The organism is Glutamicibacter sp. TV12E (assembly GCF_052441935.1).
Classification (GTDB): domain Bacteria; phylum Actinomycetota; class Actinomycetes; order Actinomycetales; family Micrococcaceae; genus Glutamicibacter.
This window is the reverse complement of record NZ_JBQVVF010000001.1, coordinates 13,963-40,185: the sequence shown is the minus strand read 5'-3', so window position 1 is coordinate 40,185 and position 26,223 is coordinate 13,963. Positions and strand designations below refer to the sequence as shown.

The window sequence follows — 26,223 nt, the reverse complement described above, 5'->3', positions numbered from 1 at the left end:
CACCCATAGATTTCTCCCACCCCGCAAAATCGCGGGCACTGGGGAACTGACTTGAAGGAGTACACACGTGGCACGTGTGAAGCGGGCTGTAAACGCCCACAAGAAGCGTCGCGTCGTTCTGGAACGCGCAAAGGGTTACCGCGGTCAGCGTTCGCGCCTGTACCGTAAGGCCAAGGAGCAGCTGCTCCACTCGTTCGTTTACAGCTTCAACGACCGCCGTAAGCGCAAGGGTGACTTCCGCCGCCTTTGGATCCAGCGCATCAACGCTGCATCCCGCGCCAACGGCATGACCTACAACCGCTTGATCCAGGGCCTGAAGGCTGCTGAGATCGAGGTTGACCGCCGCATGCTGGCCGAACTGGCCGTATCGGACTCCAACGCATTCGCAACCCTGGTTAAGGTTGCAAAGGAAGCTCTTCCAGCTGACGTCAACGCTCCACGCGCTGCCGCAGAGGTTGCTGCTCCAAAGGCTGCCAAGGCTCCAAAGGCTGCCGCTGCCAAGTCCGTCGAGGGCGAAGGCGTAATCAAGGCTGTTGAAGGCGAAGACGCTCCTGAGGGCTTCGTTATCAAGGGCAACGCCGGCTCGAACAAGTACCACGTTCCAGGCTCGACCTGGTACGAGCAGACCGAAGCTGAATTCTGGTTCAACTCGGTTGAAGCTGCCAAGGCTGCAGGCTTCGAACCAGCTGGTGGAGAATCCCGCCAGCAGATGAAGTAAATCTTTTCTCCCTTTGAGCTAGTGCTCAGGTAGGACAGATCACACCGATGGGTGGGTTCCGCGCATGACGCGGAACCCGCCCATTAGTGTTTCTACCGGTATTCTCGAAGTATGAGCAGTTTTCCCCCTGAAGTGATGTCCAATCCACGCGCCGAACGAGTCAAAGCCGTTGCCCGGCTTGCCAACCGCAAGGGGCGTGAAGCCACAGGGGAATTCCTGGTCGAAGGACCACAGGCCGTGCGGGAAGCACTCAAAGCCCACCTGCTGGATGACAACCTTCTCCAGGCCGTCTACGTGGTGGGTGGTTTCCGCGAAAGCCATGACGAGTTCGCAGAACTGCTCGAGCAAACGCAGGTTCCAACGCGCATCGTCACCGGCGAAGTACTGCATGCCATGGCCGATACCCAGACCCCGCAGGGAATTCTTGCCGTCGCTGCGATCGCCCAGCCGCCATTGAGCGAAGTGCTCTCCTCCAAGCCGCAGCTCATTGCGGTCCTCTGCCGAGTCCAGGATCCGGGCAACGCAGGCACCGTGCTGCGTGCTGCCGACGCCGCCGGGGCCGACGCAGTAATCCTGACCAAGGGCAGCGTTGATATTTACAACCCGAAGGCCGTGCGTTCCACCGTCGGCTCGCTGTTCCACCTGCCGGTGCTGAACAACATCGAATTCGACCATCTCATCGAAGCCGCTAAAACCACCGGAAGCCAAGTGCTGGCCGCCGATGGATATGGTGCGCTCAACCTTGATTCGCTCCAGGATGCCGCAGTCCTCCGAGCGCACCACAGCGGTGCGGAAGAAGATCAGGGGCTTGAGGGCCAGCCAGTCCTGGAAGCGCCAACGCTATGGCTTTTCGGCAACGAGGGGCAGGGCCTTGACGAGCATGAAAAGCAGGCCGCAGACCATGCCGTGGCCGTTCCGCTCTACGGCGTGGCCGAATCGCTGAATGTGGGCACCGCAGCGACCGTATGCCTGTACGCATCAGCGCGGGCCCAGCACGCCTCCAAGTCGAGCTAACCCATGCCGGAAACAAGAATGCTGAAACAAATTGTCGCGGTAGCCATCGTTGATGATCTGGAAGCTCCGGGCAAACTGCTAGCGGCCCGCCGCAACCGGCCCGAATCCCTGGCCGGATTGTGGGAGTTCCCCGGAGGGAAAGTTGAGCCGGGGGAGAGCGAAATCGACGCGGTGCACCGGGAACTGCGCGAAGAGCTCGGAGTCACCATCCAGCTAGGCGCGCCCATCCCAGGTCCCCACCGCCAAGGGTGGCCGCTGAACGAGAAGGCAGCCATGCGGATGTGGTTTGCACAGATCACCGCTGGGGTGCCCGACACCTTGGATGGACATGATCAGCTGGCCTGGCTCGCGCTCGATGGCTCATTGCCCAAGGCCGTTGAATGGATCCCAGCGGATGCACCGATTGTCGCGGCGTGCCTGGAGCAAGCACGTGCAAGTGCGACCAAATAAAGACGCGTAAGCTTGAACTAGCGCCCGTTGAGGCAATGCACGTTTTCTGAACCCCACATTTTTGAGGAGCCCTTTTCCGTGAAGAGACTTTTGAGCGTGATCGCGCTGGTCTTTACCGCCGTCCTAGCTTTGTCCGGCTGCGTCAACATGAATGCAGAAGTCAACGTTCAGGGTCAAGACAAGACGACCGGTGCCGTTGAAGTCACCATGAACAAGGAAAACCTTCAGGGCATGAGCCTCGATGAACTTCTGGCTTCCCAGGTTGACACTGCTGCCATGGAAAAGCAGATTGGCGGCAAGTGGACCTACTCGAAAATCGAGGAGGGCGAGAACGTTGGCCTGCGCTTCGAAACCGATGGCGTGAAAACCTATACCCAGCTCAAGGACGCGTTCAAGGTCTTCGGATTTGAGATCAACCTGGCTGACGACGGCAAGGAAGTGACCTTCTCCATGCCAGGCGACAAGGCTGCCGTTGACTCCTCCTTCACCGAGGCCAACCTGCACGTGAACTTCCCCGGTGAAGTCACCTCCCACGCCCCGGGCGAAGTCGAGCACCACACTGTGACCTTTGACATGATCGAGGGCGCTCCGGTGTACCAGGCCACCGGCAAATTCGACCACTCGCTGTTCTACTCGGCGATCTTCGGGGGAGCAATACTCGTCCTGACTCTGGTCTTCGTATTGGCTTTCGCGCCAAAGGGCGCCAAGGAAGCGCACTAAGCATCTGGATTGCTGCTTCTTGGTAAGAAGCTTCACGTCAAGGGCCCGTCATCGGTGAAACGATCACGGGCCCTTGGCAATAGAATGGAACCAAAGTGTTCTACGCGTAAGTACAAGATAAGAGTAAGGATCGATCGATCCCATGTCTGATCAGACAACTGGACCAGCTCCCGACGGGGAGCCCAACGTTCCGCACCCGACCGATGAAGCAGGAATCCAGGCAGCCGTTGAAGCTGCCCTGGCCGCCATCGAGGCTGCCGGTGACCTGAACGAGCTGAAGGAAGCCCGCCTGGCTCATACCGGTGAGAAGTCGGCGCTGTCCCTGGCCAACCGACAGATCGGCCAGCTCGACAAGTCCGAGAAGGCCGTCGCTGGCAAGCTGGTTGGCTCGGCCCGCGGACGGGTCAACAAGGCGCTGGCTGCCCGCACCACGGTGCTGGAAGAAGCAGAAGCCGCCCGCGTCCTCATCGAAGAGACCGTTGACGTCACCGCCGCCGCGCGCCGCCGACCCATTGGCGCCCGCCACCCGCTCTCGGTCCTGCAGGACCGGGTGTCCGACATCTTCGTCGGCATGGGCTGGGAAATCGCCGAGGGCCCAGAAGTTGAATCCGAATGGTTCAACTTCGATGCGCTGAACTTCAAGCCGGACCACCCGGCCCGCGAAATGCAGGATACCTTCTTCATCGAGCCTGCCGACGCGCACCTGGTATTGCGCACCCACACCTCCCCGGTGCAGGTCCGCTCCATGCTCGAGCGCGATCTGCCGGTCTATGTGCTGTGCCCAGGACGCACCTTCCGCACCGATGAGCTCGATGCCACCCACACCCCGGTCTTCCACCAGTTCGAAGGCCTGGCCGTGGACAAGGGCCTGACCATGGCCGACCTGCGCGGCACCCTGGAGCACTTCGCGCGCCAGATGTTCGGCGATGAAGCCCAGATCCGCCTGCGCCCAGCCTACTTCCCCTTCACCGAGCCATCGGCCGAGCTGGACATCTGGCACCCTGGTGCCAAGGGCGGCCCGCGCTGGATCGAGTGGGGCGGCTGCGGCATGATCAACCCGAACGTGCTGCGCGCTGCCGGCATCGACCCGGAAGAGTACTCCGGCTTTGCCTTCGGCATGGGCATTGAGCGCACGCTCATGTTCCGCAACGATGTCCCCGACATGCACGACATGATCGAGGGCGACATCCGTTTCAGCCAGCACTTCGGGATGGAGATCTAAGCAATGCGTATTCCACTTTCATGGCTGCGCGAGTATGCGCAGGTACCGGCCGACGCCTCGGCTGAAGACGTCATGGCGGACCTGGTCAAGGTCGGCCTCGAAGAAGAAGACGTGCACCGCCCCTCCGACGAGCTCTCCGGCCCGATCGTGGTCGGCCAGGTGCTCTCCTTGGAGAAGGAGGTCGCGTCCAACGGCAAGACCATCAACTGGTGCCAAGTCCGCGTGGTCCCGGAAGGCACCGAGCAGACCCTGACCGGCAAGGGCATCGACCCCTCGGGCGTGCAGGGGATTGTCTGCGGCGCGCACAACTTCGTGGAAGGCGACAAGGTAGTTGTCACCCTGCCCGGAGCGGTGCTGCCAGGAGACTTCAAGATCTCCCCGCGCAAGACTTACGGCCACACCTCGGCCGGCATGATCGCCTCCTCCCGCGAGCTGGGCATCGGCGATGACCATGATGGCATCATCGTGCTCTCCAACTACGGGCTGGATCCGGAACTGGGCACCGACGTCTTCGAGCTCTTCGGGCTCGATGACCAGGCCGCTGAGATCAACGTGACCCCGGACCGCGGCTACTGCTTCTCGATCCGCGGCGTGGCCCGCGAGTACGCGCTGGCTACCGGCACCTCCTTCACCGACCCGGCAATCACCGTTGCGGTCGCTGAAGCCACCGAGGCCGGCCACGAGGTCGTGCTTGCCGACCAGGCGCCAATTTACGATGTCCCTGGTTGCACCCGCTTCGTGACCCGCGAGGTCACCGGCATCAACCCGGCCCTGCCCACCCCGCGCTGGATGGCTTCGCGCCTGCAGCTGGCGGGCATGCGCTCGATCTCGCTGCCGGTGGATATCTCGAACTACGTGATGCTGGAGCTCGGCGCGCCGCTGCATTTCTACGATGCCGACAAGCTCACCGGTGCGATCACCGTGCGCCGCGCCAATGCCGGGGAGAAGCTGACCACCTTGGACGACAAGGAGCGCGAGCTCTCGGCCGAGGACCTGTTGATCACCGACGAGTCCGGTGCCCTGGGCATCGCCGGGGTCATGGGCGGGGCTGCCACCGAGGTCTCGGATTCGACCACCCGGGTGCTGATCGAAGCCGCGCACTTCGACGCCGTGTCCATCGGCCGATCGCGCCGCCGCCACAAGCTGCCTTCCGAAGCGTCCAAGCGCTTTGAACGCGGTGTGGACCCGAGCATCATGCAGATCGCGGCCCAGCGCGCCGTGAATCTGCTCGTGCAGCTGGCCGGTGGCACCGAAACCACCAGGATCACCGACGCCGGCGCGCAGCCAGCCGACACGCAGATCCAGCTGCCAGCAGGTTTCGCCAGCGCACTGATCGGCGTGGACTACACCGACGAGCAGACCGTGGACTCGCTCGAAGGCATCGGCGCCACCGTGGCGCAGAACGCCGACGGCTTCCTGGTCACCGCCCCGAGCTGGCGTCCGGACCTGGCCATCAAGGAAGACCTGGTCGAGGAAGTGGCCCGCGTTGTGGGCTACGACAAGATCCCGGCAACCTTGCCAGTGGCCCCTCCGGGCCGTGGCTTGACCCGCGCGCAGTCCCAGCGTCGCCGCTTGCTCCAGGGCTTGGCGGATGCAGGACTGACCGAGATCCTGTCCTACCCGTTCGTCTCCGAGCTGCAGAACAACACCTTCGGCGCGGCCCAGGCCGGCACCGCGGTGAAGGCCATTTCGCTGGCCAACCCGATCTCCAAGGAATTCCGCTTCCTGCGCACCAGCCTGCTGCCAGGGCTGCTGGACACCGCGCGCCGCAATATCGGCCGCGGCTTCCGCGATCTGGCCCTCTACGAGGGCGGCTTGGTGTTCCTGCCAGGCGAGCAACTGGGATCCAGCGTGCTTCCGCCACTGGGCGCCAAGCCGAGTGATGAAGTGCTGGCCGAGCTGTTCAACGGCGTGCCCCGCCAGCCATGGCATCTGGCTGCTGTCCTTACCGGGCATGAAGCCTCGGCCGCTGCTGGCTTCGAGCCACGCGCCTGGGACTGGGCCGACGCCTTGGACACGGCCCAAGGTGTTGCCGGGATCCTCGGTGTGCAGCTCGAGGTTGTCCAGGGCAGCCACCAGGGCTTCCACCCGGGCCGTGCAGCGCAGCTGGAGGTCGCAGGTGAAGTTGTCGGCTACGCCGGCGAACTGCACCCGCAGCTGCTCAAGGATTGGGACCTGCCAGCGCGCACCGTGGCCATGGAACTGAATGCTGCTGCACTTATGGATGCGGCTCCTGCCGTAGTTGTTGCCCAGCACCTGTCCAGCCAGCCACTGGCTACCCAGGACGTGGCACTGGTCGTGGACCAGGACGTTGTCGCTGGCCAGGTGCTGGCCGCTTTGCGCGAAGGCGCAGGCGAGCTGCTCGAAGATATCGCCTTGTTCGACGTGTACCAGGGCAAGGGAATCGAGGATGGCAAGAAATCGCTGGCCTTCGGCCTGCGCTTCCGCGCTACCGATCGCACTCTGACCGCCGATGAGGCATCCGAGGCGCGCGCAGCTGCTGTGGCTGTGGCTGCCGAGAAGTTTGGTGCCACCCAGCGCTAGCTGAAACTGCAGATGCCCCGCCGGTTGCCTTGATTTATTCCAAGGCGATGGTCGGGGCATTTGTGATTTTCCGTGTCCGGGTTTTGCACCGAAGGCGTCTACACTTGATTCTGGGAAACCGCTGATAATTAGTTGATGCTAAGGAAGTGACGGCTCGTGAAGGGACTGCGTTCATGCGGCGCCGTGCTGCTGGTATTGTTCCTCGGCCTGCTGGCAATCGCAGCGCTCATCGCAGCGGGTTGGGCAGCCGTGGTGTTCATCGAGCGCGGTGCGGGAGCACACCTGCAAGATGAGCCGACTCCGACCTACCAGCCAGAAGAGGAAGCCCCGGATCCCTTGCGCCCTACCAGCTTCGGGCTGCCGCATCAGGCGAGCACCTAGTTAGAGCGGCCTCACGGCTTTGGTGAGGGTGAGAAGCGACGCGTCCTGGCTTTGAACGAGAAATCCTTGCCGTTCAAGGACTTTAAGCGACGCCGCGTTATCGGGTGCCACCCTGGCAATTAGTTCGGTGATTCCAGCTTTTTCAAGCTGCCTTATGCCCAGGGCGACCAGATCCTTGGCCAGACCCTGGCCCCAGTACTCTGGCGCCAGCCAATATCCGATCTCGATGGCCCCGGCGCGCTGTGTTGCGGTGAATAGGCCGATGCGAACCTTGTCGTGCCAGACGATGAACCACGAAATTCCAGGGCTTTCCAGGACGTGGGCTACACGCTGTTCGCAGTATGCCCGGCTCCATGGCTGGCCATCACCGATGTACGCGGTGACCCGCTCATCTGCGGCCAGGTCCGCAACGAAATCCGTGTCGGCTTCGGAGATTGCCGTCAGCAGCAGTGGGGAAGTCATGTCTTCAGCCTATTGCAAGGCTTTGTGCCGTTCTAGTTTCGTATGCGAGATGGCGAACGCGGAGCTGCATGCTTAAGCAAAAGCAGGGAACGATGGGCATCGTTCCCTGCTGAAGATCAAAAAATTACTTTGCTGCGCTAGCGGTAACCGGTGGCAGGTCCGACCATGGGAAGGTGATCCACTTGTCGGTGCGGCGCCATTCGTAGTCCGGGACCATGATGGTGCGCGGCTTGGTGTAGAGACAGACGGTCTTGACATCTGCGCCCCAAGCGGAGACCAGATCGACGACCTTCTCCAAGGTGCGGCCGGAGTCGGAGACATCGTCCACTATCAGGATCTTCTTGTCGCGCAGGTGGCCATCATCCAGCATTGGCGGAAGCACCACTGGCTCAGGAAGCACGGTGCCGATGCCCGTATAGAACTCCACGTTCAGGGCTCCGCAGGCCTTGACGCCCAGGGCGTAGGAAATCGAGCCTGCCAGCAGCAGGCCGCCGCGTGCCACAGCCAGGACGATTTCCGGCTCGAAGCCGCTATCTACGATGGTCTGTGCCAGTTCGCGGGATGCTTCACCGAAGGTGTCCCAGGTGAGGATTTCGCGCTCTGGTTCTGAAAGGACGGATGCCCCTGAATCGTCAATGCTAGTCATTCTGCAATTTTACCGCCGTTTTCCATGCCATGGTGCTGGAACCACGGGCCCGATCCGCTTTTCAGCACTAGTCCGGAGCGTTTTTTGCTTATTGATTAGGCAATAATCCGAAAGGGAGTCCCATCGCTGAGCAATACATCACGTCGTGGCGAATGGCGTCAGGGGAGAAGCCGCTGCGTACCCCAGGGAGCGGCGGAGCATCGGATCGTGACGAGCCGATCCATGCCTCGGCTGGTCCCGCGGCAAAAATCCCTTTTGATCGATAAACTGGTGCAAGCAGTCGTCGACTCACCATCTGGCATCGGTCTAAGGAGAAGCGAGCATGACACGTAGCATTCGAAAGGGGCGCGCTGCCAGTGCCATAGCAATCCTGGCATGCGGATTCTTCACCGCGGCGGCACCGGCGCATGCCGTGACCGCCGTGCAAATCCACGCCGGTGAAAACCTGGGGACAGTGACCATCGACGATACCGCTGGCGTGATCAATCGTGAACGGCTTTCAGATGCCCTCGATGATCTGGATTTCAACGAACCGACCAACGTCGCGGTCTATACGCGCAACGGCGCATACTCGGATGACATAAATGCAAAAACCCTCGAATTCGCCCGTGAATCCCATCCGGAATGGATTTCGGATAAGCCTGAGGACTACGGCGACTACTGGGCCGATGGGCTGCTGATCGTCACTTTGTCCGTCGAAGGACCCGGAGACGGGCAAATCGGCACGTACTTCGGCGAAGACCGCAAGGTCAGCACCGGCCAGATGGAAAGCATCCATGAACAAGGCTACGACGATTTCAACCTGTCACGGTGGACCGATGGCGTGATAGCCGTAGCCGCCAAGGCCTCGGGCATAATGAATCGGCCCTGGTACAAGAGCCCCGCGCTCTGGTGGACCGTAGCGGCCGGAGGCGGCGGCACCGGAATTGTCCTGGCAGCCACTGCCGCAGTGCGTTCTTCGCGACGCAAGAACTTTGCGCAGGATTTTCACGCAGGACGAGAGCATCTGACCAATGTCACGATGGACCTGGAAGAAACCGAGCTCGCCGCAAAAACGATGCCCACAGGATCGGCGCACGCCGCGGAGCTGGAACGCCGCTTTGCTGACTTCATGGCCAACTATCGCGAAACCTTCGATGCGCAAGCCAAGCTGGACATAGCTGAGAAGAAGTACCGGTCATCAACCGATGGCGTGGAAGCCGCCAAGAAGTTCAAGGACGACGCGCAAAACCTCGACCGCACCGACGACGCCATCATTGCCGCCGCGGCTCTCTACACTCGCTCGGCTTCATGGGAGGACGCATGGCGTGCGCAAACCAAGCCGCTCGCCGATGACCTATCGCAGATTTCCACGCTCATTGATGATGCCGAACCCGAATTGGCAGGCAGTGCCGCGGCGCTGGCTTCCTACCGGGTGACAGCCGCAGAATCACTGGAAGCACTGGGCACCCAATTGAAGACCGAGGAAATCGATGTAGATCAGGCATTGGACCAGCTCTCCGATCTTCGCCAAGGACTGACCGAGCGACTGGACGAGTTTGCCAAGGCCCAAATCGACGCCTATGCAGAAAATGACGAGGAGAAGGAACAGATGCGCGAGGCGATGGAACGCTCGCGCAACTCCACCGGAAGCCATAGCCCGCGTGGCGGGACCATCCTGGACGTATTGAACCCCGGCGCGATGTACTGGAGCGTCAGCAGCTACCACGCCGGCTACACCTCTGGCGCGAACTCGGTAGACCAGTCGAGGGAATCCGCCAGCTCATCCGGGTCGGTATCTACCGGCTATTCCGGAGGCGGCAGCTTCTCTGGCTCCGGCGGATCTTCACGCTTCTAGCGAGTATTGATGCGCATTTTCAACGAGCTGCTGCCCGCGTCAGTACACGTGGCAGAAACGCGTTCGGAGCTGGACGACGGGCCTCGATACCGGCCCGAAGACCTCTACGTGGCCAACGCGGTCGAATCCCGCCAGCAAGAATTTCGCACGGTACGCATTTGTGCCCGGCAAGCGCTCGCAGAACTGGGCCACGGCGGACATGTTCTGGTGCCTGATGAGCACCGGGCACCGGTCTGGCCCCGGGGTGTCGTGGGAAGCATGACGCACTGCGAAGGGCTGCGGGCCGCTGCCGTGGCATGTTCGGATCAGTGGAGCGGGATCGGCATTGACGCCGAGCCTCATTCGGCCCTGCCGCCAGGCACCGTGGATCTTCTCCTGCTTCCAGCTGAACAAGAGGCTGTAGATCGGCTCTCCACCCGGGAACCGGGCATCGCCTGGGACAGGCTGATTTTCAGCGCCAAGGAAAGCGTCTTCAAAACCTGGTTTCCGATGGCAAGGAGATGGCTGGATTTCCTTGAATGCGAGATCACTGTGGGACAGCGGCCCGGAGCCTTCACCGCTCGAATCCTGCAGGACGGGACCTTGCACTTCGGCGCAGACCTGTCAGCGATTTCCGGAAACTGGAAGGCCGACGGTGCTATCGGGCACGGCTTGCTGGCTACCGCGATTGCCGTTCGGCAGATGCCTGGAAGGACTTAGAACTCTTCGCCGTGGGTGATCACGTTTGCTGCACGACCCACGATCTGAGGGTCCGGTGATCCGACCAGCTCATGGTCCTTGCCCGCGTAATCAAAGAGGTTCAGCACATGGCGCATGGCCGCAAGCCGTGCGCGCTTCTTGTCATTGGACTTCACTACCGTCCACGGCGCGTGATCGGTGTCCGTCTTGAGGAACATTTCCTTTTTTGCTTCCGTGTACTTCTCCCATTTGTCCAAGGATTCAAGATCCATGGGGGAGAGCTTCCACTGGCGCACAGGATCAAGACGGCGAATGGTGAAGCGGGTGAGCTGCTCGCTGGCGGAGACGGAGAACCAGAACTTCACCAGATCAATGCCTTCGTCCACCACCAGTTGTTCAAACAGGGGAGTCTGATCGAGGAAATGGCCTACTTGTGCGGGCGTGCAAAATCCCATGACTCGTTCCACACCGGCACGGTTGTACCAGGAACGGTCAAACAGCACGATTTCCCCGGCTGACGGGAAATGCTGGACATAACGCTGGTAGTACCACTGGGTGGATTCCCGATCGCTGGGTTTTTCCAGGGCCACGACGCGGGCGCCACGGGGATTCAGGTGCTCGGTGAATCTCTTGATCGTTCCGCCCTTGCCGGCGGCATCGCGGCCTTCAAAAACAATCATGATCCGGCGGCTATGGGCCTTGGCCCACTTTTGAAGTTTGAGCAGCTCAATCTGCAGGGCACGCTTTTCGAGCTCGTAGGTTTCGCGGTCGAGTTTCTCTTCGTAAGGGTAGTCCTCGCGCCAGGTATCGACCACGCTGCCATCGGCGCGCAACAACAATGGATCGTCATCATCATCGTCGAGCACCGAGTAGCCGCGGAAAGCATCATCAAGCAGGGGGATTTCTACGCTCATGGTGGCAAGCCTAGATTCAGTGGATGAACAGCCAATGAACCGGAATTGAACGAGGCCGCCGGCTGGCCCAGCGCTCAGCCTGGGAAGGGCGGCAGCTGGAGGTCCGAAAGCCAATTGTGCAAAATTTGATCAGTTTCAAAGCCGGGCGCATGCTTTTTCAGGTGCTTGCCGAACTTTTTCGCATCGACACTTCCATGCTGATAGGTGCCCGTCCAATCGCGAAGCATCTCGTAGAACGCTTCATCGCCCAGCTCTTTGAGCAGCGCGTAGAGAGCCAGCGCACCGCGCTTGTAGACGCGATCATCAAACATGTCCTCCGGGCCGGGATCCCCGATCATGAGATCCTGGGGGAGGGCATTGAGCTTCTCCCAGGCGGTGCGAGCACGCTGTTCCATCGGCATGGCACCACAGTGTTCCGAGTAGACCCACTCGCTGAAACACGCGAACCCTTCATTCAGCCAGATGTCCTTCCACCCAGCAGGTGTCAGCGAGTTGCCGAACCATTGGTGCGCGAACTCGTGGGCGATCAGCCGCTGTGCCTCCCAGTCCAGGGACAGGTGGTTGCGCCCGAAGATGCTCATGCCCTGGGCTTCCAGCGGAATTTCCAGGTCGTCGTCGACCACCACGATCTTGTAATTCTCAAAGGGGTACGGGCCGAATTTGCGTTCAAAGATCTCGGCCATCTGCCCCTGCTTGGCAAAGGCGCCACGCACCGCCAAGTCGTTGCCCGGTACCGAGTAGGCCAGCAGATGGTGCCCGCGGTCAAAAGCGATTTCGGCATAGCGCCCGATTTGCAAGGTGGCCAGATAGGTTGCCATCGGTTCCCGCTGTTCGTAGATCCAGGTGGAGCGGCTGGCCGAACGGCGCTGGGAGAGCAAATCGCCATTGGCAACGACCCGGTATCCGGCGTCGGTGGACACCTCGAAGCGGTACGAGGATTTGTGGCTGGGGTGGTCATTGCAGGGGAACCAGGTGGAAGCCCCGACCGGCTGGCCGGAAACGAGAATGCCGTCGGTCAGCTCTTCCCAGCCGACTTCGCCCCAAGGCCCGTTATCCACCGCGGGGTTGCCGCCATAGCGCAGGTTCAGCTCGATATGCTCGCCGGCCTTGACCCGATTCGGGGTCGAGACCACAACGCGGTGGTGCTTCTTGGCCACGGAGACTTTGCGCCCCTGGCAGGTGGCCTTGATGATCTTGAGCCCAGTGAGGTTCAGCGCGATCTCGTTGAGGTCCACAAGGGCGCGGATGCGCAGCATCGCCCGGCCATCGAGGTGGTTGCTGGCCAGCTTCACTACGAGGTTCACGTCGTAGTGCTCCACGGTGTAGTCCGGGGAGCCGTAGTGCTTGGTGTACTCATCCATTATGCGATGGTGCATCGGTGTGTTGCCTCAGGCTTCCTGTGTGGCGGGCTGTGGAAGGTGCGTATCCGGGTTGATGTTCCAGCGTACTGCCGGATTGCCCCGCCAGTAGGTATTGGCGGGCAGAACCTCGCCGCGCAGGATCAGGCTGGCCGGACCGGTGGTGGTGCCCTCGGAGATCTGCGCGGCCGGCAGGATCACGCTGTGCGGGCCGAGGGTTGCTCCGGCACCCAGGGTGACCGCGTCAATGGACATGATGCGGTCGTGGAAGAGGTGGGTCTGCAGCACCGAGCCGCGGTTGACCGTGGAATGGTCCTGAAGGGTCACCAGATCTGCTTCGGGCAGCCAGTAGCTTTCGCACCACACGCCGTGGCCGATCTTCGCGCCCTGGGCACGCAGGAACCACACCAGGGCCGGGGTTCCCGAAGCGAGGCGGGCGAACCATTGGGCGCACACCAGCTCGGTGAAGGAATCGACCATTTCGGTACGCCAGATAAATGAGCTCCACAGGGTGTGCTCGCCGGGACGGATCGGGCCGACCACCAGCCACTTGGCTGCCACCGCGATCGCCGCGGCCACTGCGCCGGCGATCACCAGCACCGCGCCGGAGAGCAAAATGCCCGCCCAGACACCGGCATGGGTGGCCAAAGCCGCCAGCGCCCACAGCACCCCGCCGGCGATGCCAACGGTTGTGAATACTGCCAGGCTGCGGGCCAGCTCCCAGAAGGAGCGCATGATTTTCAGCTTCATGCCCGGACGGTAGGTCCGCTCCGTTTCGGCTTCCACCGTGGTGCGGCGCAACTTGTTCGGCGGAGAACCGATCCACGAGGTGCCGGGTTTCATCTTCTTCGGGGTGGCAGAGAGCACCGCGATCAGCGAGCGCTTGGGCACCCGGCGCCCGGCGTGCAGGATGCCGGAGTTGCCGAGGAAGGCCTTTTTGCCCACGCGGACCGGGGCGATATGCATCCATCCGCCACCGAGTTCGTAGGAGGCCACCATGGTGTCATCGGCCAGGAAGGCGCCGGAGGAGATTGTGGTCATCTTGGGGATCAGCAGCACTGTGGAAATTTCCACATCCCGTCCGACCTTGGCACCCAGCAGGCGCAGCCAGATCGGAGTGAACAGCGAAGCGTACAGCGGGAAGAGCTGGTCGCGGGCGGTATCAAGCACGCGTTCGGTAGCCCAGGCCTGCCAGCCCACGCGGGAGGTGACCGGATGCCAGCCTTCAACCAGGCCGATGGACAGCAAGCGAACCACGGCGACGGTCAAGGCCATGCTCGACAGGAACCAGGCCAGCGCCGCCACAAGGACGGCCGGGATGAAGCTCCACCCGATTCCGGCCAGCGAATCGGCCGGCCGCAGGATCGGGGTGATGGCCAGCAGGGCAATGGCCACCGGGATCCACTGCCACAGGTTGAGCAGCAGGGATGCGATGCCGGCGAGCAGGCGCGGCGCTGCGCGGTACACCGGCTGGGCCTCGGGCCATTTGGGCTTGGCCTTGGACTGGCGGGCGGCCGGGGATCCGGCGTAGCGCGAGTTCGCGCGGGTATGCCCGTAGACGGCCGAACCGGCGTCGACGATGCAATGATCGCCGATGACGGCACCGGGCATCAGGGTGCTGCGCGCGCCGATGGAGGCATGGGCGCCGATGTCGATGGCCCCGACATGCAGCTTGTCGCCATCGATCCAGTAGCCGCTGACATCCACTTCGGGTTCGATGGTGGCACCGGGGCCCACGGCGAGCATTCCGGTCACCGGGGGCAGGGTGTGCAAGGTTGCGGTGCGGTCGATTTTTGCTCCGAGCATCCGGGCGTACCACGGCAGCAGCGGGGCGCTGGACAGCGAGATCGGATCGACCACATCGGCCACGTGCTGGGCCAGCCACAGCCGCAGGTGCACGGATCCCGAACGCGGGTAGATGCCGGGTTCCAGCCCGCGCAGCAGCAGCTTATTGGCCAGGATGGACAGCGACATCCGCCCGGCCGGGGTGGCGAAGACCAGCCAGAGCGCAGCGACCGCGTACCAGGGCACGGGCAGCGGGGCGTCGAATACGCCCAGGGCCGCTAGCGCCAGGTGCCCGATCGCCACATAGGTGAACCAGCGCAGGCCGGAGAGGATGAACAGCGGGAAGGCCACGAGGGTTTGCGCCAGCTGGGTGCCGCGCCTGGTGCGGGCCACGGTGCGAGGCTCCACCGGCTCGCTGGCGGCCTGCTGCCCGCCGAGATACTCCGCCAGGGCGCCGAACCGCGGGTAGTCGTAGAGCTCGGCGACCGTCAGATCGGGGTAGCGCACGCGCAGGGCGGAGACCAATTGGGCCGCCGAAAGCGATCCGCCGCCGGCGGCAAAGAAGTCAGAGTCAAGGCCGGAAACCGGGGTGCCCAAGGCGCCCTGCCAGGCCTCGGCGATGAAGCTGCCGGCTTCATCCAGCTGAGGAGCTTCGCCGGCGGCCCCGGTGTTTTCCTCTCCGGGCAATGGCCACGGCAGGGCGTTGCGGTCGACCTTGCCGCTGGTTTTCATCGGCAGGCTGTCCAAGACGGCCAGGATCGGCACCATGGGTGCGGGCAGGTCTTCCAGGAGCGCGCTGCGGGCCGCCGGCAGGTCATAGCCTTCGGGAGCTTGCAGGTATCCGACAAGGATCTTGTTGCCGGTGGCGGTTTCGCGCACCGCCACCGCCGCCGAGGATACTCCTGCCAAGGAGTTCAGTGCCGCATCGATTTCGCCCAGCTCGATGCGCCGGCCCCCGATTTTCACCTGGTCGTCAACGCGCCCGATGAAAATCAGCCCCAACGGGTCGTTGACGACCATATCGCCGGAACGGTAGGCGCGCTCCCAGCCCAGGGTGGGCATGGGGGCGTACTTTTCCGCGTCCTTTTCGGGATCCAGGTAGCGGGCCAGGCCCACGCCGCCAATGATCAGCTCGCCCGATTCGCCCTCGGCCACCGGAATGCCCTGGGGGTCGACCACTGCCAGGTCCCATCCGGCCAGAGGCAGGCCGATGCGCACAGGCAGGCTGCCGTCCATGGTGGCACCACAGGCCACCACCGTGGCTTCGGTGGGGCCATAGGTATTCCAGACCTCGCGGCCCTCGGTCGCCAGCCGGCCGGCGAGCTCGGGCGGGCAGGCTTCGCCGCCAAAAATCAGCAGCCGCACCGAATCCAGGGCCTGGGCGGGCCACAGCGCCGCCAAGGTGGGGACGGTGGAGACGGCGGTGATGGATCGCGAAATCAGCCAGGGGCCCAGGTCCATGCCGCTGCGCACCAGGGCGCGCGGGGCGGGCACTAGGCAGGCGCCGTTGCGCCAGGCGATCCACATTTCCTCGCAGGAGGCGTCGAAGGCCACCGACAGCCCGGCGAGCACGCGGTCCGTGGTGTTTAGCGGGTCGGCAGGCAGGAACATCTGCGCTTCGGCATCGGCAAAGGCCGCGGCCGAACGGTGTGATACCGCGACACCCTTGGGCTTTCCGGTGGAACCCGAGGTGAAAATGATCCAGGCGTCATCCTCCAGTCCCGGCATCCGTGGCGCGGCGAATGGCTTGGGCCGCCCGGATTCGGCCACGATGGTGCCGGTGCCCTTGATGATTCCGGCCACCTGGGCTTCGGTGAAGACGGTTTTGGCCCTCTCATCGGGGTCATCGGCATCCACCGGAACGTAGGCGGCGCCCACCCAGAGGATCGCCAGGATCCATTCGTAGAGGTGGCGGGTGCCGGATTCGACGCGCACGCCAATGCGGTCGCCGGCGCCCAGGCCCTGCTCATGCAAGCGGCGGGCCTTGGCCTTGACCTCCTCGATGAGCTCGGCGTAGCTCTCGGTGCGCTCCCCGTCATCAATGGCGGGGGCGTCGGGGCATGCCCGGGCGGTCGCTTGCAGGATGTCCAAAAGGGTTCGAGGAGCCGGGGCCAGGGCACCGGAAGGAAACTGCGGAGCATAGATTTCTTGATCCGGCGCCGTAGCTTGATCGTTGTCCATGATGAACGGATCCATCCCTTCTCATTTAACTGCGTAAATGGAATCGGGGCGCTGGGGGAGAGCGTCCCACAAAGGATATGGATGCTGGAGGGGTGGATCGGAGGATCCAGTGCCTATCTTAATGGGCAGTGGACGAACGGGTCCGGCTGGTTCGGCTGAACTGTCGGCTAAGTCTCACTGATTTCGCAACTGCTACGCCGTGGGCCCGGAGTGCTGGCTAGAATGTTGTTCCCCGGACCCAAAGCTGGTAGCTACGGCAGCAAGATGACCTTGCCGGTGGTGGCCCGCGATTCCAGCGCCGCATGTGCTGCGCCCGCCTCGGCCAGCGGGTACTGGGCTCCGATGCGCACATCGATCTTGCCGGTGGCCACCCAGCCGACCATATCGCCGAAGCGCCAGTGCATTTCCTGCTCCGAGGTAAGGAAATCGGCGAGCTTGGGGCGGGTCACGGTCAGCGATCCTCCAGCGTTCAGGCGCTGCAGGTTGAAATCCGGGACCTGCCCGCTGGCGCCGCCAAAGAGCACCAAGGTGCCGCGCCGGCGCAGTGCTGCCAAGGAGGTATCGAAGGTGTCCTTGCCGATGCCGTCATAGACCGCGTTCACGCCTTGGCCCCCGGTGACCTTCTCGACCGTTTCGGCGACCTGGTTGTAGTCGACCACGTAGTCGGCTCCGGCGGCCTTGGCCAGGTCCTTCTTCTCCTGGCTGGAGGCGGTGGTGATCACGGTGGCGCCCTTGAGCTTGAGCAACTGGGTGAGGATCAGCCCCACGCCACCCGCGCCAGCATAGGTGAGGATGACATCGCCGTTGTGCACCATGTAGCTGGAGTGGACCAGGTAGTGGGCGGTCATGCCCTGCAGGGGCAGGGCGGCAGCGATATGCAGGTCCACCGAGTCCGGGACCTTGGCGGTCAGCACGGCGTCGACTACGGCATAGTTCGAGTATCCGGCCACGCCTGAGGCGGTGGCTACGCGATCGCCCGGCTTGAAGTTCTGGACGCCCTGGCCGATCTGCTCCACCACGCCGGAGAACTCGGAACCCGGCACAAACGGGTAGTCGACGCTGTAGACGCCGCTGCGCTGGTAGGTTTCGATGAAGTTGACGCCCGTGGCTGCGACCTTGATCAGCAGCTGTCCGGGGCCTGGGGCGGGGACGGGGATTCGGGTTAGCTGCAATCCGGTGGAGTCGGTGGGTTCGTTGACCACGATGGCTTGTTGCTGCATTATGCGGTGCTCCTGAAATACGCGGTGTCTGCGGGGTGTTCCGGCGGGCCTCTACGGCCAGTTTAGGACTTTGCCCGCCATGGTGGGGGCAGGACTTGGTGGATGTCGGGTTACGTGACGAAGTATTTTATGAATATTTATTAGCGCACATGAATATTTCGCGATAGAATCTGATCATGACGATTTCAGTAGCTGTCTCCGGCGCCAGCGGATACGCCGGCGGTGAGGTCCTTCGCATCCTTGCAGCCCATCCAGAAGTAGAGATTGGCGCGATCACCGCGCACTCCCAAGCCGGGCAGCGACTCGGTTCCATCGCACCGCACCTGCATGCGCTCGCCGACCGCGTCCTGGTGGACACCACGGTAGAGAATCTCGCCGGGCACGACGTCGTATTCCTGGCCCTGCCGCACGGTGCCTCGGCCGCCGTCGCCGCGGCCTTGCCGGAAAACACCCTGGTCATCGACGCCGGTGCGGACCACCGGCTTGAATCCGCAGCCGCCTGGGAAAAATTCTACGGTTCACAACATGCCGGCTTCTGGCCCTACGGCCTGCCTGAGCTCCCGGGCCAGCGCGAAAAGCTCGTGGGCACCCGCCGCGTAGCCGTGCCCGGCTGCTATCCCACTGGCGGGCAGCTGGCCCTGGCTCCGGGCTTTGCCGCAGGGCTGCTGGAAGCCGACGACGTGGTCATCGTTTCCGCCTCGGGCACTTCGGGGGCCGGCAAGTCGCTGAAGCCGAACCTGCTGGGCAGCGAAGTCATGGGCTCGATGAGCACCTACGGCGTGGGCGGCATCCACCGGCACATCCCGGAAATGGAGCAGGGCTTCTCCAAGCTCACCGGCCAGCCGGTCACCGTGTCCTTCACCCCCACCCTGGCCCCGATGCCGCGCGGCATCCTGACCACCGCCACCGCCAAGGTTAAGCCCGGGGCGAGCGCCGGGGCGCTGCGCGCCGCCTGGGAGCAGGCCTACGCGAACGAGCAGTTCGTGCACCTGCTGCCCGAGGGCCAGTGGCCGACCACCGGTGCGGTCCAGGGCTCCAACCACGTCCAGCTGCAGCTGGCCTTCGACGAGCACGCCAACCGGGTCATCGTCACCGCCGCCCTGGATAACCTCACCAAGGGCACCGCAGGTGCCGCGGTCCAGTCGATGAACATCGCGCTCGGCCTGGAAGAAAATACCGGATTGCTCATGCAAGGAGTCGCACCGTGAGTCTCGCCTATACCAGCACCCACCCATCGGCAGCCACCACGGGTGTCACCGCCCCGGCCGGTTTTACCGCCGCCGGCGTGCCAGCCGGGCTGAAGTCCACCGGCATGAACGATGTGGTTCTGGTCAAGAACCTCGGGCCTCAGTTCACCGCGGCCGGGGTCTTCACCTCCAACCGCGTGGCCGCCGCCCCGGTGCACTGGTCCAAGCAGGTGCTGGCCGATGGCCGCATCGACGCGGTCCTGCTGAACTCCGGCGGAGCCAACGCCTGCACCGGTGCCGAAGGCTTCGGCAACACCCACCAGAGCGCCGAATACGCGGCCGGGCTGCTGGATGTCTCCGCCGGGGACGTGGCCGTGGCCTCCACCGGGCTGATCGGCGTGCAGCTGCCCATGGACAAGCTGCTGCCCGGCATCGAAGCCGCCGCGACGGCGCTGGCCAGCGGCCAGGCCGCCGCCGATGAGGCCGCCGCCGGCATCATGACCACCGATACCGTGCCCAAGCTGGTCTCCCGCGTGGTGGGCCCGGCCGGTTCGGCCCAGATCACCATCGGCGGCATGGCCAAGGGCGCGGGCATGCTCGCCCCGGCGCTGGCCACGATGCTCGTGGTGCTCACCACCGACGCGGTGCTCAGCAGCGCCCAGGCCGACACCGCGCTGCGCGCCGCCACCGCGATGAGCTTCGACCGCGCGGACTCCGATGGCTGCATGTCCACCAATGACACCGTGCTCCTGCTGGCCTCTGGTGCCTCGGGCACCACCCCGGACATCGCCGAGTTCACCGACGCGCTCACCGACGCCTGCTGCGAGCTGGCCGCGAAGCTGATCGAGGATGCCGAGGGAGCGGACCACACCATCGCGATCCGCACCTTCAACGCCGCTACCGAGGCCGACGCCCTGGAAGTGTCCAAGGCCGTCTCGCGCTCCAACCTGGTCAAGACCGCGGTCTTCGGCAAGGACCCGAACTGGGGCCGGGTGCTCTCCGAGGTCGGCACCACCAAGGCCGCCTTCGAGCCCGACCAGCTCAACGTGTCGATCAACGGCGTCATGGTCTGCAAGAACGGAGGGGTCGGCGAAGACCGCAACCTGGTCTCGCTCGAGGAGCGCAATGTCTCGATCGAGATCGACCTGAACGCGGGCACCGAGGAAGCCACCGTGCTGACCAACGACCTGACCCACGACTACGTCCACGAAAATTCCGCCTACTCCAGCTAGGCTGCACCCGAGGAATCACCCATGGCCCACACCGCCCGCACCAACCTGGATATCGCCCAGTCCAAAGCCGAAGCACTGATCGAGGCGCTGCCCTGGATCCAGCGCTTTGCCGGAACCACCATGGTCATCAAATACGGCGGCAATGCCATGGTCAACGATCAGCTGCGCCGCGCCTTCGCCGAGGACATCGTGTTCCTGCGCCATGCCGGAATCAACCCGGTGGTGGTGCACGGCGGCGGCCCGCAGATCAACAAGATGCTCGACACCTTGGGCATCAAGTCCGAGTTCCGCGGCGGGCTGCGCGTGACCACCCCCGAAGCCATGGACGTGGTGCGAATGGTGCTCACCGGGCAGGTGCAGCGCGACCTGGTCGGCCTGATCAACTCGCACGGCCCCTACTCGGTGGGCATGTCCGGGGAGGACGGCGCCACCTTGCAGGCGATCCGCACCGGCACCGTGGTCGACGGGCTGCCGGTGGACCTGGGACTGGTCGGCGAGGTCACCCGGGTGCGCACCGACCAGGTGGACTCGCTGGTGGATGCCGGGATGATCCCGGTCATTTCCACCGTCGCCCCGGAATTCGACGCGCAGGGCGATCCGACCGGTGCGGTGCTCAACGTCAACGCGGATACCGCCGCGGCCGCCCTGGCCAGCGCGCTGGGCGCCACCAAGCTGGTGATCCTCACCGACGTGGAGGGCCTGTACGCGGCGTGGCCGGACAAGTCCTCGCTGATCAGCTCGATCACCAACGACGAGCTGCGCGGCATGCTGCCCAGCCTCGAATCGGGCATGATCCCCAAGATGGGCGCCTGCCTCAAAGCCGTCGACGAAGGCGTGGGCCAGGCCCACATCGTCGATGGCCGGGCCCCGCACTCGATGCTGCTGGAAATCTTCACCACCGCCGGCGTGGGCACCCAGGTGCTCCCGGCCTCCCACACCAACTTGAAGGAGGGCAAGTGAACGAGCAGACCGCGCACACTCCCAAGACCATTGAACTGGCCACCGACCAAGTGCAGGAGCTGGCCCAGCTCTCCTCTTCGGTGCTCGCCGAGCGCTACCAGCAGTCCCTGCTGGGCGTCTTCGGCGCCCCACAGCGCGTGCTCGTGCGCGGGGCCGGCTGCCATGTCTGGGACGCCGACGGCAACCAGTACCTGGATTTGCTCGGCGGCATCGCGGTCAACACCCTGGGCCACGCCAATCCGCTGCTGACCAGCGTGATCGCCAGCCAGCTGGCCACCTTGGGGCACGTGTCGAACTTCTTCACCTCCCCGAGCCAGATCGCCCTGGCCGAAAAGCTGCTGGAAATTTCTGCCGCCCCGGCCGGCTCCAAGGTCTTCTTCGCCAACTCCGGCACCGAAGCCAACGAGGCCGCGCTGAAGCTCACCCGGCGCAACGCCGGCACCGAAGATGCCCCGCGCACCCGCGTGGTCGCCCTGGAACAGGCCTTCCACGGCCGCACCCTGGGCGCGCTGTCGCTGACCCACAAGGAAAAGTACCGCGCACCCTTCGCCCCGCTGCCCGAGAATGTCAGCTGGATCCCCTCCGGGGACATCGATGCGCTGCGCGCCGCGGTGGACGAGACCGTATCCGCGGTGTTCATCGAGCCGATCCAGGGCGAAGCCGGCGTGAAGATGCTCTCCGCGCAGTACCTCCAGGCGGCTCGCGACATCACCCGCGAAGCCGGCGCCCTGCTGGTCTTCGACGAGGTGCAGACCGGCATGGGCCGCACCGGATCCTTCTTCGCCTCGGCACCGGTGATCCCGGATGTCATGACCCTGGCCAAGGGGCTGGGCGGCGGCTTCCCGATCGGCGCGATGATCGTCTTCGGCCAGGAGAACACCGCCTGGCTGACCCCGGGGGACCACGGGACCACCTTCGGCGGGAACCCGGTGGCCTGCGCCGCCGGCCTGGCGGTCATCCACACCATCGAATCCCAGAACCTGCTGGACCAGGTCCGGTCCAACGGCCACTGGCTGCGCGAACAGCTCGCTGCGGTGCCCGGGATCAGCGCGGTGCGCGGGGCAGGCATGCTCACCGCCTTCGAGCTGGCCCAGGCCAAGGCCCCGAAGCTGGTTGCCGCGGCGCTGGATGCCGGATTCATCATCAATGCCACCGATGATTCCACCATCCGCCTGGCCCCGCCATTGGTGATCACCCAAGAGCAATTGGGCAGCTTCCTGGCCGCCCTGCCGAAGCTGATCGCCTCCGCCTAGAACTTCGCCCCCGCCCATTGCGGCCCCCAGCTTTAAAGGAGCACCACCCATGAGCGCCACCCGCCACTTCCTGACCGACCTGGATTTCACCCCCGACGAGCAGTCCAAGGTGCTCGATCTGGCCGCGGCAATGAAGGCTGACAAGTACGGCTACCAGCCCTACGCCGGCCCGCAGACCGTTGCGGTGTTCTTCGACAAGACCTCCACGCGCACCCGGGTCTCCTTCCACGCCGGCATCGCCGAGCTGGGCGGATCACCGCTGATCATCAACTCCGGCGAATCCCAGCTGGGCCACAAGGAATCCATCGCCGACTCCGCCAAGGTGCTCGAGCGCATGGTCTCCACCATCGTCTGGCGCACCTATGCCCAGTCAGGGCTGGAGGAAATGGCCGCGAATTCCTCGGTGCCGGTGATCAATGCGCTGTCCGATGACTACCACCCCTGCCAGCTGATCGCCGACCTGCTCACCGTGCGCGAGCACAAGGGCAAAACCGCGGGCCTGATAATGAGCTACCTGGGCGATGCGGCGAACAACATGGCCAACTCCTACCTTCTGGCCGGGGTCACCGCCGGCATGCACGTGCGCATCGCCGGCCCCGAGGGCTACCTGCCGGCCGCCTCGATCGTCGCCGCCGCACAGGAGCGCGCCGCGCTGACCGGGGGATCGGTCACGATCACCACCGATGCCGCCGCCGCGCTGGAGGACGCCGACGTGGTGGTCACCGACACCTGGGTATCCATGGGCCAGGAGGATGAGAAGGAAGCCCGGCTGAAGCTGTTCACCGACTACTCGGTGAGCACCGCGGCGATGAAGCTGGCCAAGGACGACGCCATCGTGCTGCACTGCCTGCCGGCCTACCGCGGCTACGAAATCGACGCCGAGGTGATCGACGGCCCGCAATCGGTGGTCTTCGACGAGGCGGAAAACCGCGTGCACGCCCAGAAGGCCGTGATGGCCTGGCTGATGGTTGCCTCGGGCCTGGCCGAAGATTCGCGAGTGGAGCTCTAGGATGTCCGCCCAGCCAAGCACCAAAACCGCCCGGCAGGCCCGCATCCGCGCCTTTCTGGGCAACAACTCGGTCAAGTCCCAGGCCGAGCTGCTCGGTCTGCTCAAGGACGACGGGCTGGAGGTCACCCAGGCCACGCTCTCGCGCGACCTGGTGGAGATCGGCGCGGTGCGCATCCGCGACCACTCCGGACAGCTGATCTACGCGGTGCGCCAGGAAGGCGGGGACCGCTCCCCGCAGACCGTCATCACCCAGGAAGTGCTCGACGCGCGCCTGGCCAAGATCTGCGCCGAGCAGCTGGTCACCGCCGAAGCCTCCGGGAACATCGTGGTGCTGCGCACCCCGCCGGGGGCTGCGAACCTGCTGGCCCTGGCCATCGACCACTCGCAGATGCCCTCGATCCTGGGCTGCATCGCCGGGGATGACACCATCATGGTCACCACCCGGGATATCGACGGGGGAGCCGAGGTGGCCGCCCGCTTCCTGCAGCTGGCCGAACCGCGCTAGCCGCGCCCCTTGAGCAAGCCACGCCGCCGCGCACTTATCCACAGTGCGCGGCGGCGTGCTGCTTAATCGGTGCCCGCCGCCGGAGCATCGGTGCATGGAATTGCTGCAACTCTCGCGCACCATCGCCGCGCTGGCCGACCAGATGGCCGATCAGGGGGATGATGAGCAACTGCTGAGCGCACCGCAATTGTTGCAGGCCCAATCCCTGTGCCTGAAGCTGATGGCCCGCCTTTCCCGCCAAGCCGAGCATCTGGCGGACCCGCGCGCGGCCGTGGCCTATGCCCAGTTCGCAGAATCCTTCAGCCGCCAGGCCACCCGCTCGAATATCGTCGCCGCCAGCCTCGTGGAGACCACCGCCGCCCATGCCCTGCATCTTCAGGAATTCGACGATCTGTGCGCCGGCCGCACCGACTTCAGCGCCGAACCGCGCTTTGCCGCAGGTCGCACCGTCTACCAGGACGCCGCAAACCTGCTGGCCAACCTGCTCGACCTGAACTACTTCGAGGCTTCCCGCCGGGTGGACGACGCGCATCGGGTGCATGCCCGGCGCGAGGTGAGCGGAGCCGCCTGCGCACCGCGCTTCACCATGCTGGCCGAGCATTTCGCCACCGCTTCGAATCCGCTTGCCGCTTCCTCCAACGCGTCTTCGCCCTGGTCGCCGCCTGATCTGCATCACTTGCGCGATCCGCGCGAAGTACTCAAAATCGCCCGGGCGCTGGATAAGTTCGAACCCGAGGACACCACCTTCGACGGCATCCTCACCTCGGCCACCGCCACCGCGCCCGACGGAGCGCTCTTAGAGGAGCATGCCAGCGCGCTGCTGGCCGAAATCCCGGTGCGCACCCGTCAAAAGCACCTGGCGACGCTCATCAAGGAGTACAAGGACGCCCATGCGCAGACCCGCACTCCGCCGCTGGGCCTTTTCCGTGGCAGGGTCGTCAATGGCGTGCATGAATTCATTGTCCGCGTGTGCGCATTGGATGCCGAGCTATGGATCTCGCTGATCGCGCAGGCCGACAACAAACGCACCCAGGCTGGAGCCGCCGCCCGCCAGGCGTCCGAAAATCCTCAGCCCGATCAGCCAGAGCAGTCCGAGCCCTCCGGGAATCCTGGACCGTTGGAAGAAGCAACCTCGCACGAAGATTCCCCGGATCAAGGAACCCCGGTCGATGAACAGACCGCCGGCGAACTACCCGGCGAACCGCCCAGTGAAGCGCCCGATGAGCTCTGGCACAGCGATGATCCGCTGCCTGAATGGGCCGGCGGCGAAGATTCCCCGCCCAGCGACGCAGATCCGCCCGATCGCACAGCACCCGGTGCCGCCGCGCCGACAATGCCCGGCTCCTGCACCATCCCGGAGCGAAGGCTCAACGCCCTGAACGCGGTGCTTCGCAATACCGACCCGGAAAACAGCACCAAGCGCATCACCCCGGAAATCGTCGTGCACGCCAGCTATGAGGACCTCAACGATCTGGCCTCGCTGCACGGAATCACCGCCCACGGCGTGAAGCTTTCCGCGCCCGAATTGCGCACCATGCTGTGCGAAGCGAAGGTGCTGAGCCCGATCTACAACGCCGACGGGGTGATCATGGACATCGGCCGCGATGCCCGGCTCTTCCCGCGGTGGATGAAGCTTGCCGCCCGTGACCGCGACGGCGGATGCCTGGTGCCTGGCTGCACCGCAGAACCGGCATTGCTGGAATTCCACCATTTCAAGCCGTGGTCCAAAGGCGGGCATACCCGGCTGCAAGATTGCTGTCCACTGTGCTCAACCCATCACGTCATGGTCCACGGCGGGTATTTGCGGCTGGTGAAGATCAAGGGCTTGCCCTACGTCATTCTGCCCAGGCATCTGGATCGCGAACAGCAGCCGCGGCGCAATAGCTATTTTGCCCGCACCTGACCAGGCGCGCTTCCACCACCCCGGACATGAGCACTGCCGCGCCC

The 26,223-nt window shown here is 64.2% G+C and carries 22 protein-coding genes; 16 read left to right on the top strand and 6 right to left on the bottom strand.

Features of this window, described 5'->3' with window-relative positions; translation table 11 throughout:
• Positions 1 to 67: 67 nt before the first annotated feature.
• The 7 genes from rplT to ACT7DV_RS00125 all read left to right on the top strand — a co-directional run bounded on the left by rplT (position 68) and on the right by ACT7DV_RS00125 (position 7,049).
• Positions 68 to 718: a 50S ribosomal protein L20, sunset domain variant gene (rplT, locus tag ACT7DV_RS00155; protein WP_060701153.1), complete on the top strand. Its 651-nt coding sequence runs from the start codon at positions 68 to 70 to the stop codon at positions 716 to 718.
• A gap of 111 nt (positions 719 to 829) precedes the next feature.
• Positions 830 to 1,732, top strand: coding sequence for a TrmH family RNA methyltransferase (locus ACT7DV_RS00150; protein WP_444660363.1), 903 nt, complete (start codon positions 830 to 832; stop codon positions 1,730 to 1,732).
• Between the two features lie 18 nt (positions 1,733 to 1,750).
• Positions 1,751 to 2,182: a (deoxy)nucleoside triphosphate pyrophosphohydrolase gene (locus tag ACT7DV_RS00145; protein WP_444660362.1), complete on the top strand. Its 432-nt coding sequence runs from the start codon at positions 1,751 to 1,753 to the stop codon at positions 2,180 to 2,182.
• A gap of 78 nt (positions 2,183 to 2,260) precedes the next feature.
• Positions 2,261 to 2,902, top strand: coding sequence for an LppM family (lipo)protein (locus ACT7DV_RS00140; protein WP_444660361.1), 642 nt, complete (start codon positions 2,261 to 2,263; stop codon positions 2,900 to 2,902).
• Between the two features lie 142 nt (positions 2,903 to 3,044).
• The gene (gene pheS, locus ACT7DV_RS00135; protein ID WP_444660360.1) at positions 3,045 to 4,124 is read left to right on the top strand and encodes a phenylalanine--tRNA ligase subunit alpha; all 1,080 of its coding nucleotides are present in this window, start codon (positions 3,045 to 3,047) and stop codon (positions 4,122 to 4,124) included.
• Between the two features lie 3 nt (positions 4,125 to 4,127).
• Entirely contained in the window at positions 4,128 to 6,668 is a 2,541-nt protein-coding gene (gene pheT / locus ACT7DV_RS00130; protein ID WP_444660359.1) for a phenylalanine--tRNA ligase subunit beta, read from the top strand.
• 156 nt (positions 6,669 to 6,824) lie between these two features.
• On the top strand, positions 6,825 to 7,049 hold the full coding sequence (locus tag ACT7DV_RS00125) for a hypothetical protein (protein WP_444660358.1): 225 nt from the start codon (positions 6,825 to 6,827) through the stop codon (positions 7,047 to 7,049).
• On the opposite strand, the gene ACT7DV_RS00120 is transcribed toward ACT7DV_RS00125, so the two are convergent.
• The gene (locus tag ACT7DV_RS00120) at positions 7,050 to 7,511 is read right to left on the bottom strand and encodes a GNAT family N-acetyltransferase (protein WP_444660357.1); all 462 of its coding nucleotides are present in this window, start codon (positions 7,509 to 7,511) and stop codon (positions 7,050 to 7,052) included. It lies immediately after the preceding gene.
• Between the two features lie 124 nt (positions 7,512 to 7,635).
• The gene (locus ACT7DV_RS00115; protein WP_444660356.1) at positions 7,636 to 8,157 is read right to left on the bottom strand and encodes a phosphoribosyltransferase; all 522 of its coding nucleotides are present in this window, start codon (positions 8,155 to 8,157) and stop codon (positions 7,636 to 7,638) included.
• Between the two features lie 322 nt (positions 8,158 to 8,479).
• Here ACT7DV_RS00115 and ACT7DV_RS00110 point away from each other — a divergent pair, with 322 nt between their 5' ends.
• Together ACT7DV_RS00110 and ACT7DV_RS00105 are read left to right on the top strand one after the other, a co-directional pair.
• On the top strand, positions 8,480 to 9,994 hold the full coding sequence (locus tag ACT7DV_RS00110) for a DUF5129 domain-containing protein (protein WP_444660355.1): 1,515 nt from the start codon (positions 8,480 to 8,482) through the stop codon (positions 9,992 to 9,994).
• Positions 9,995 to 10,003: 9 nt separating this feature from the next.
• Positions 10,004 to 10,693: a 4'-phosphopantetheinyl transferase family protein gene (locus tag ACT7DV_RS00105; RefSeq protein ID WP_444660354.1), complete on the top strand. Its 690-nt coding sequence runs from the start codon at positions 10,004 to 10,006 to the stop codon at positions 10,691 to 10,693.
• On the opposite strand, the gene ppk2 is transcribed toward ACT7DV_RS00105, so the two are convergent.
• The 4 genes from ppk2 to ACT7DV_RS00085 form a co-directional block, all read right to left on the bottom strand.
• Entirely contained in the window at positions 10,690 to 11,586 is an 897-nt protein-coding gene (gene ppk2, locus ACT7DV_RS00100; RefSeq protein WP_444660353.1) for a polyphosphate kinase 2, read from the bottom strand. The genes ACT7DV_RS00105 and ppk2 overlap by 4 nt on opposite strands.
• A gap of 74 nt (positions 11,587 to 11,660) precedes the next feature.
• Positions 11,661 to 12,947 (bottom strand): M1 family metallopeptidase, encoded by a 1,287-nt coding sequence (locus ACT7DV_RS00095; protein ID WP_444660352.1) that lies wholly within the window; start codon positions 12,945 to 12,947, stop codon positions 11,661 to 11,663.
• Positions 12,948 to 12,974: 27 nt separating this feature from the next.
• A complete protein-coding gene (locus ACT7DV_RS00090) occupies positions 12,975 to 16,910 on the bottom strand; it encodes a Pls/PosA family non-ribosomal peptide synthetase (protein ID WP_444660351.1) in 3,936 nt (1,311 codons plus the stop codon).
• 251 nt (positions 16,911 to 17,161) lie between these two features.
• Positions 17,162 to 18,130: a quinone oxidoreductase family protein gene (locus ACT7DV_RS00085; RefSeq protein WP_444660350.1), complete on the bottom strand. Its 969-nt coding sequence runs from the start codon at positions 18,128 to 18,130 to the stop codon at positions 17,162 to 17,164.
• Between the two features lie 176 nt (positions 18,131 to 18,306).
• On the opposite strand from ACT7DV_RS00085, the gene argC reads away from it, so the two are divergent.
• The 7 genes from argC to ACT7DV_RS00050 all read left to right on the top strand — a co-directional run bounded on the left by argC (position 18,307) and on the right by ACT7DV_RS00050 (position 26,179).
• Positions 18,307 to 19,338 (top strand): N-acetyl-gamma-glutamyl-phosphate reductase, encoded by a 1,032-nt coding sequence (gene argC, locus ACT7DV_RS00080; protein ID WP_444660349.1) that lies wholly within the window; start codon positions 18,307 to 18,309, stop codon positions 19,336 to 19,338.
• Positions 19,335 to 20,549, top strand: coding sequence for a bifunctional glutamate N-acetyltransferase/amino-acid acetyltransferase ArgJ (gene argJ, locus ACT7DV_RS00075; RefSeq protein WP_444660348.1), 1,215 nt, complete (start codon positions 19,335 to 19,337; stop codon positions 20,547 to 20,549). The genes argC and argJ overlap by 4 nt, the downstream gene beginning before the upstream one ends.
• A 21-nt stretch (positions 20,550 to 20,570) precedes the next feature.
• Positions 20,571 to 21,509, top strand: a complete 939-nt coding sequence (gene argB, locus ACT7DV_RS00070) for an acetylglutamate kinase (RefSeq protein ID WP_444660347.1) — start codon at positions 20,571 to 20,573, stop codon at positions 21,507 to 21,509.
• Positions 21,506 to 22,762, top strand: a complete 1,257-nt coding sequence (locus ACT7DV_RS00065; protein WP_444660346.1) for an acetylornithine transaminase — start codon at positions 21,506 to 21,508, stop codon at positions 22,760 to 22,762. Before argB ends, ACT7DV_RS00065 begins: the two co-directional genes overlap by 4 nt.
• A 49-nt stretch (positions 22,763 to 22,811) precedes the next feature.
• Complete coding sequence (gene argF / locus ACT7DV_RS00060; protein WP_444660345.1) at positions 22,812 to 23,771, top strand: ornithine carbamoyltransferase; 960 nt, start codon at positions 22,812 to 22,814, stop codon at positions 23,769 to 23,771.
• Between the two features lies 1 nt (position 23,772).
• Positions 23,773 to 24,276: an arginine repressor gene (locus tag ACT7DV_RS00055; protein ID WP_444660344.1), complete on the top strand. Its 504-nt coding sequence runs from the start codon at positions 23,773 to 23,775 to the stop codon at positions 24,274 to 24,276.
• 94 nt (positions 24,277 to 24,370) lie between these two features.
• The gene (locus ACT7DV_RS00050) at positions 24,371 to 26,179 is read left to right on the top strand and encodes a hypothetical protein (RefSeq protein WP_444660343.1); all 1,809 of its coding nucleotides are present in this window, start codon (positions 24,371 to 24,373) and stop codon (positions 26,177 to 26,179) included.
• Positions 26,180 to 26,223: the final 44 nt, after the last annotated feature.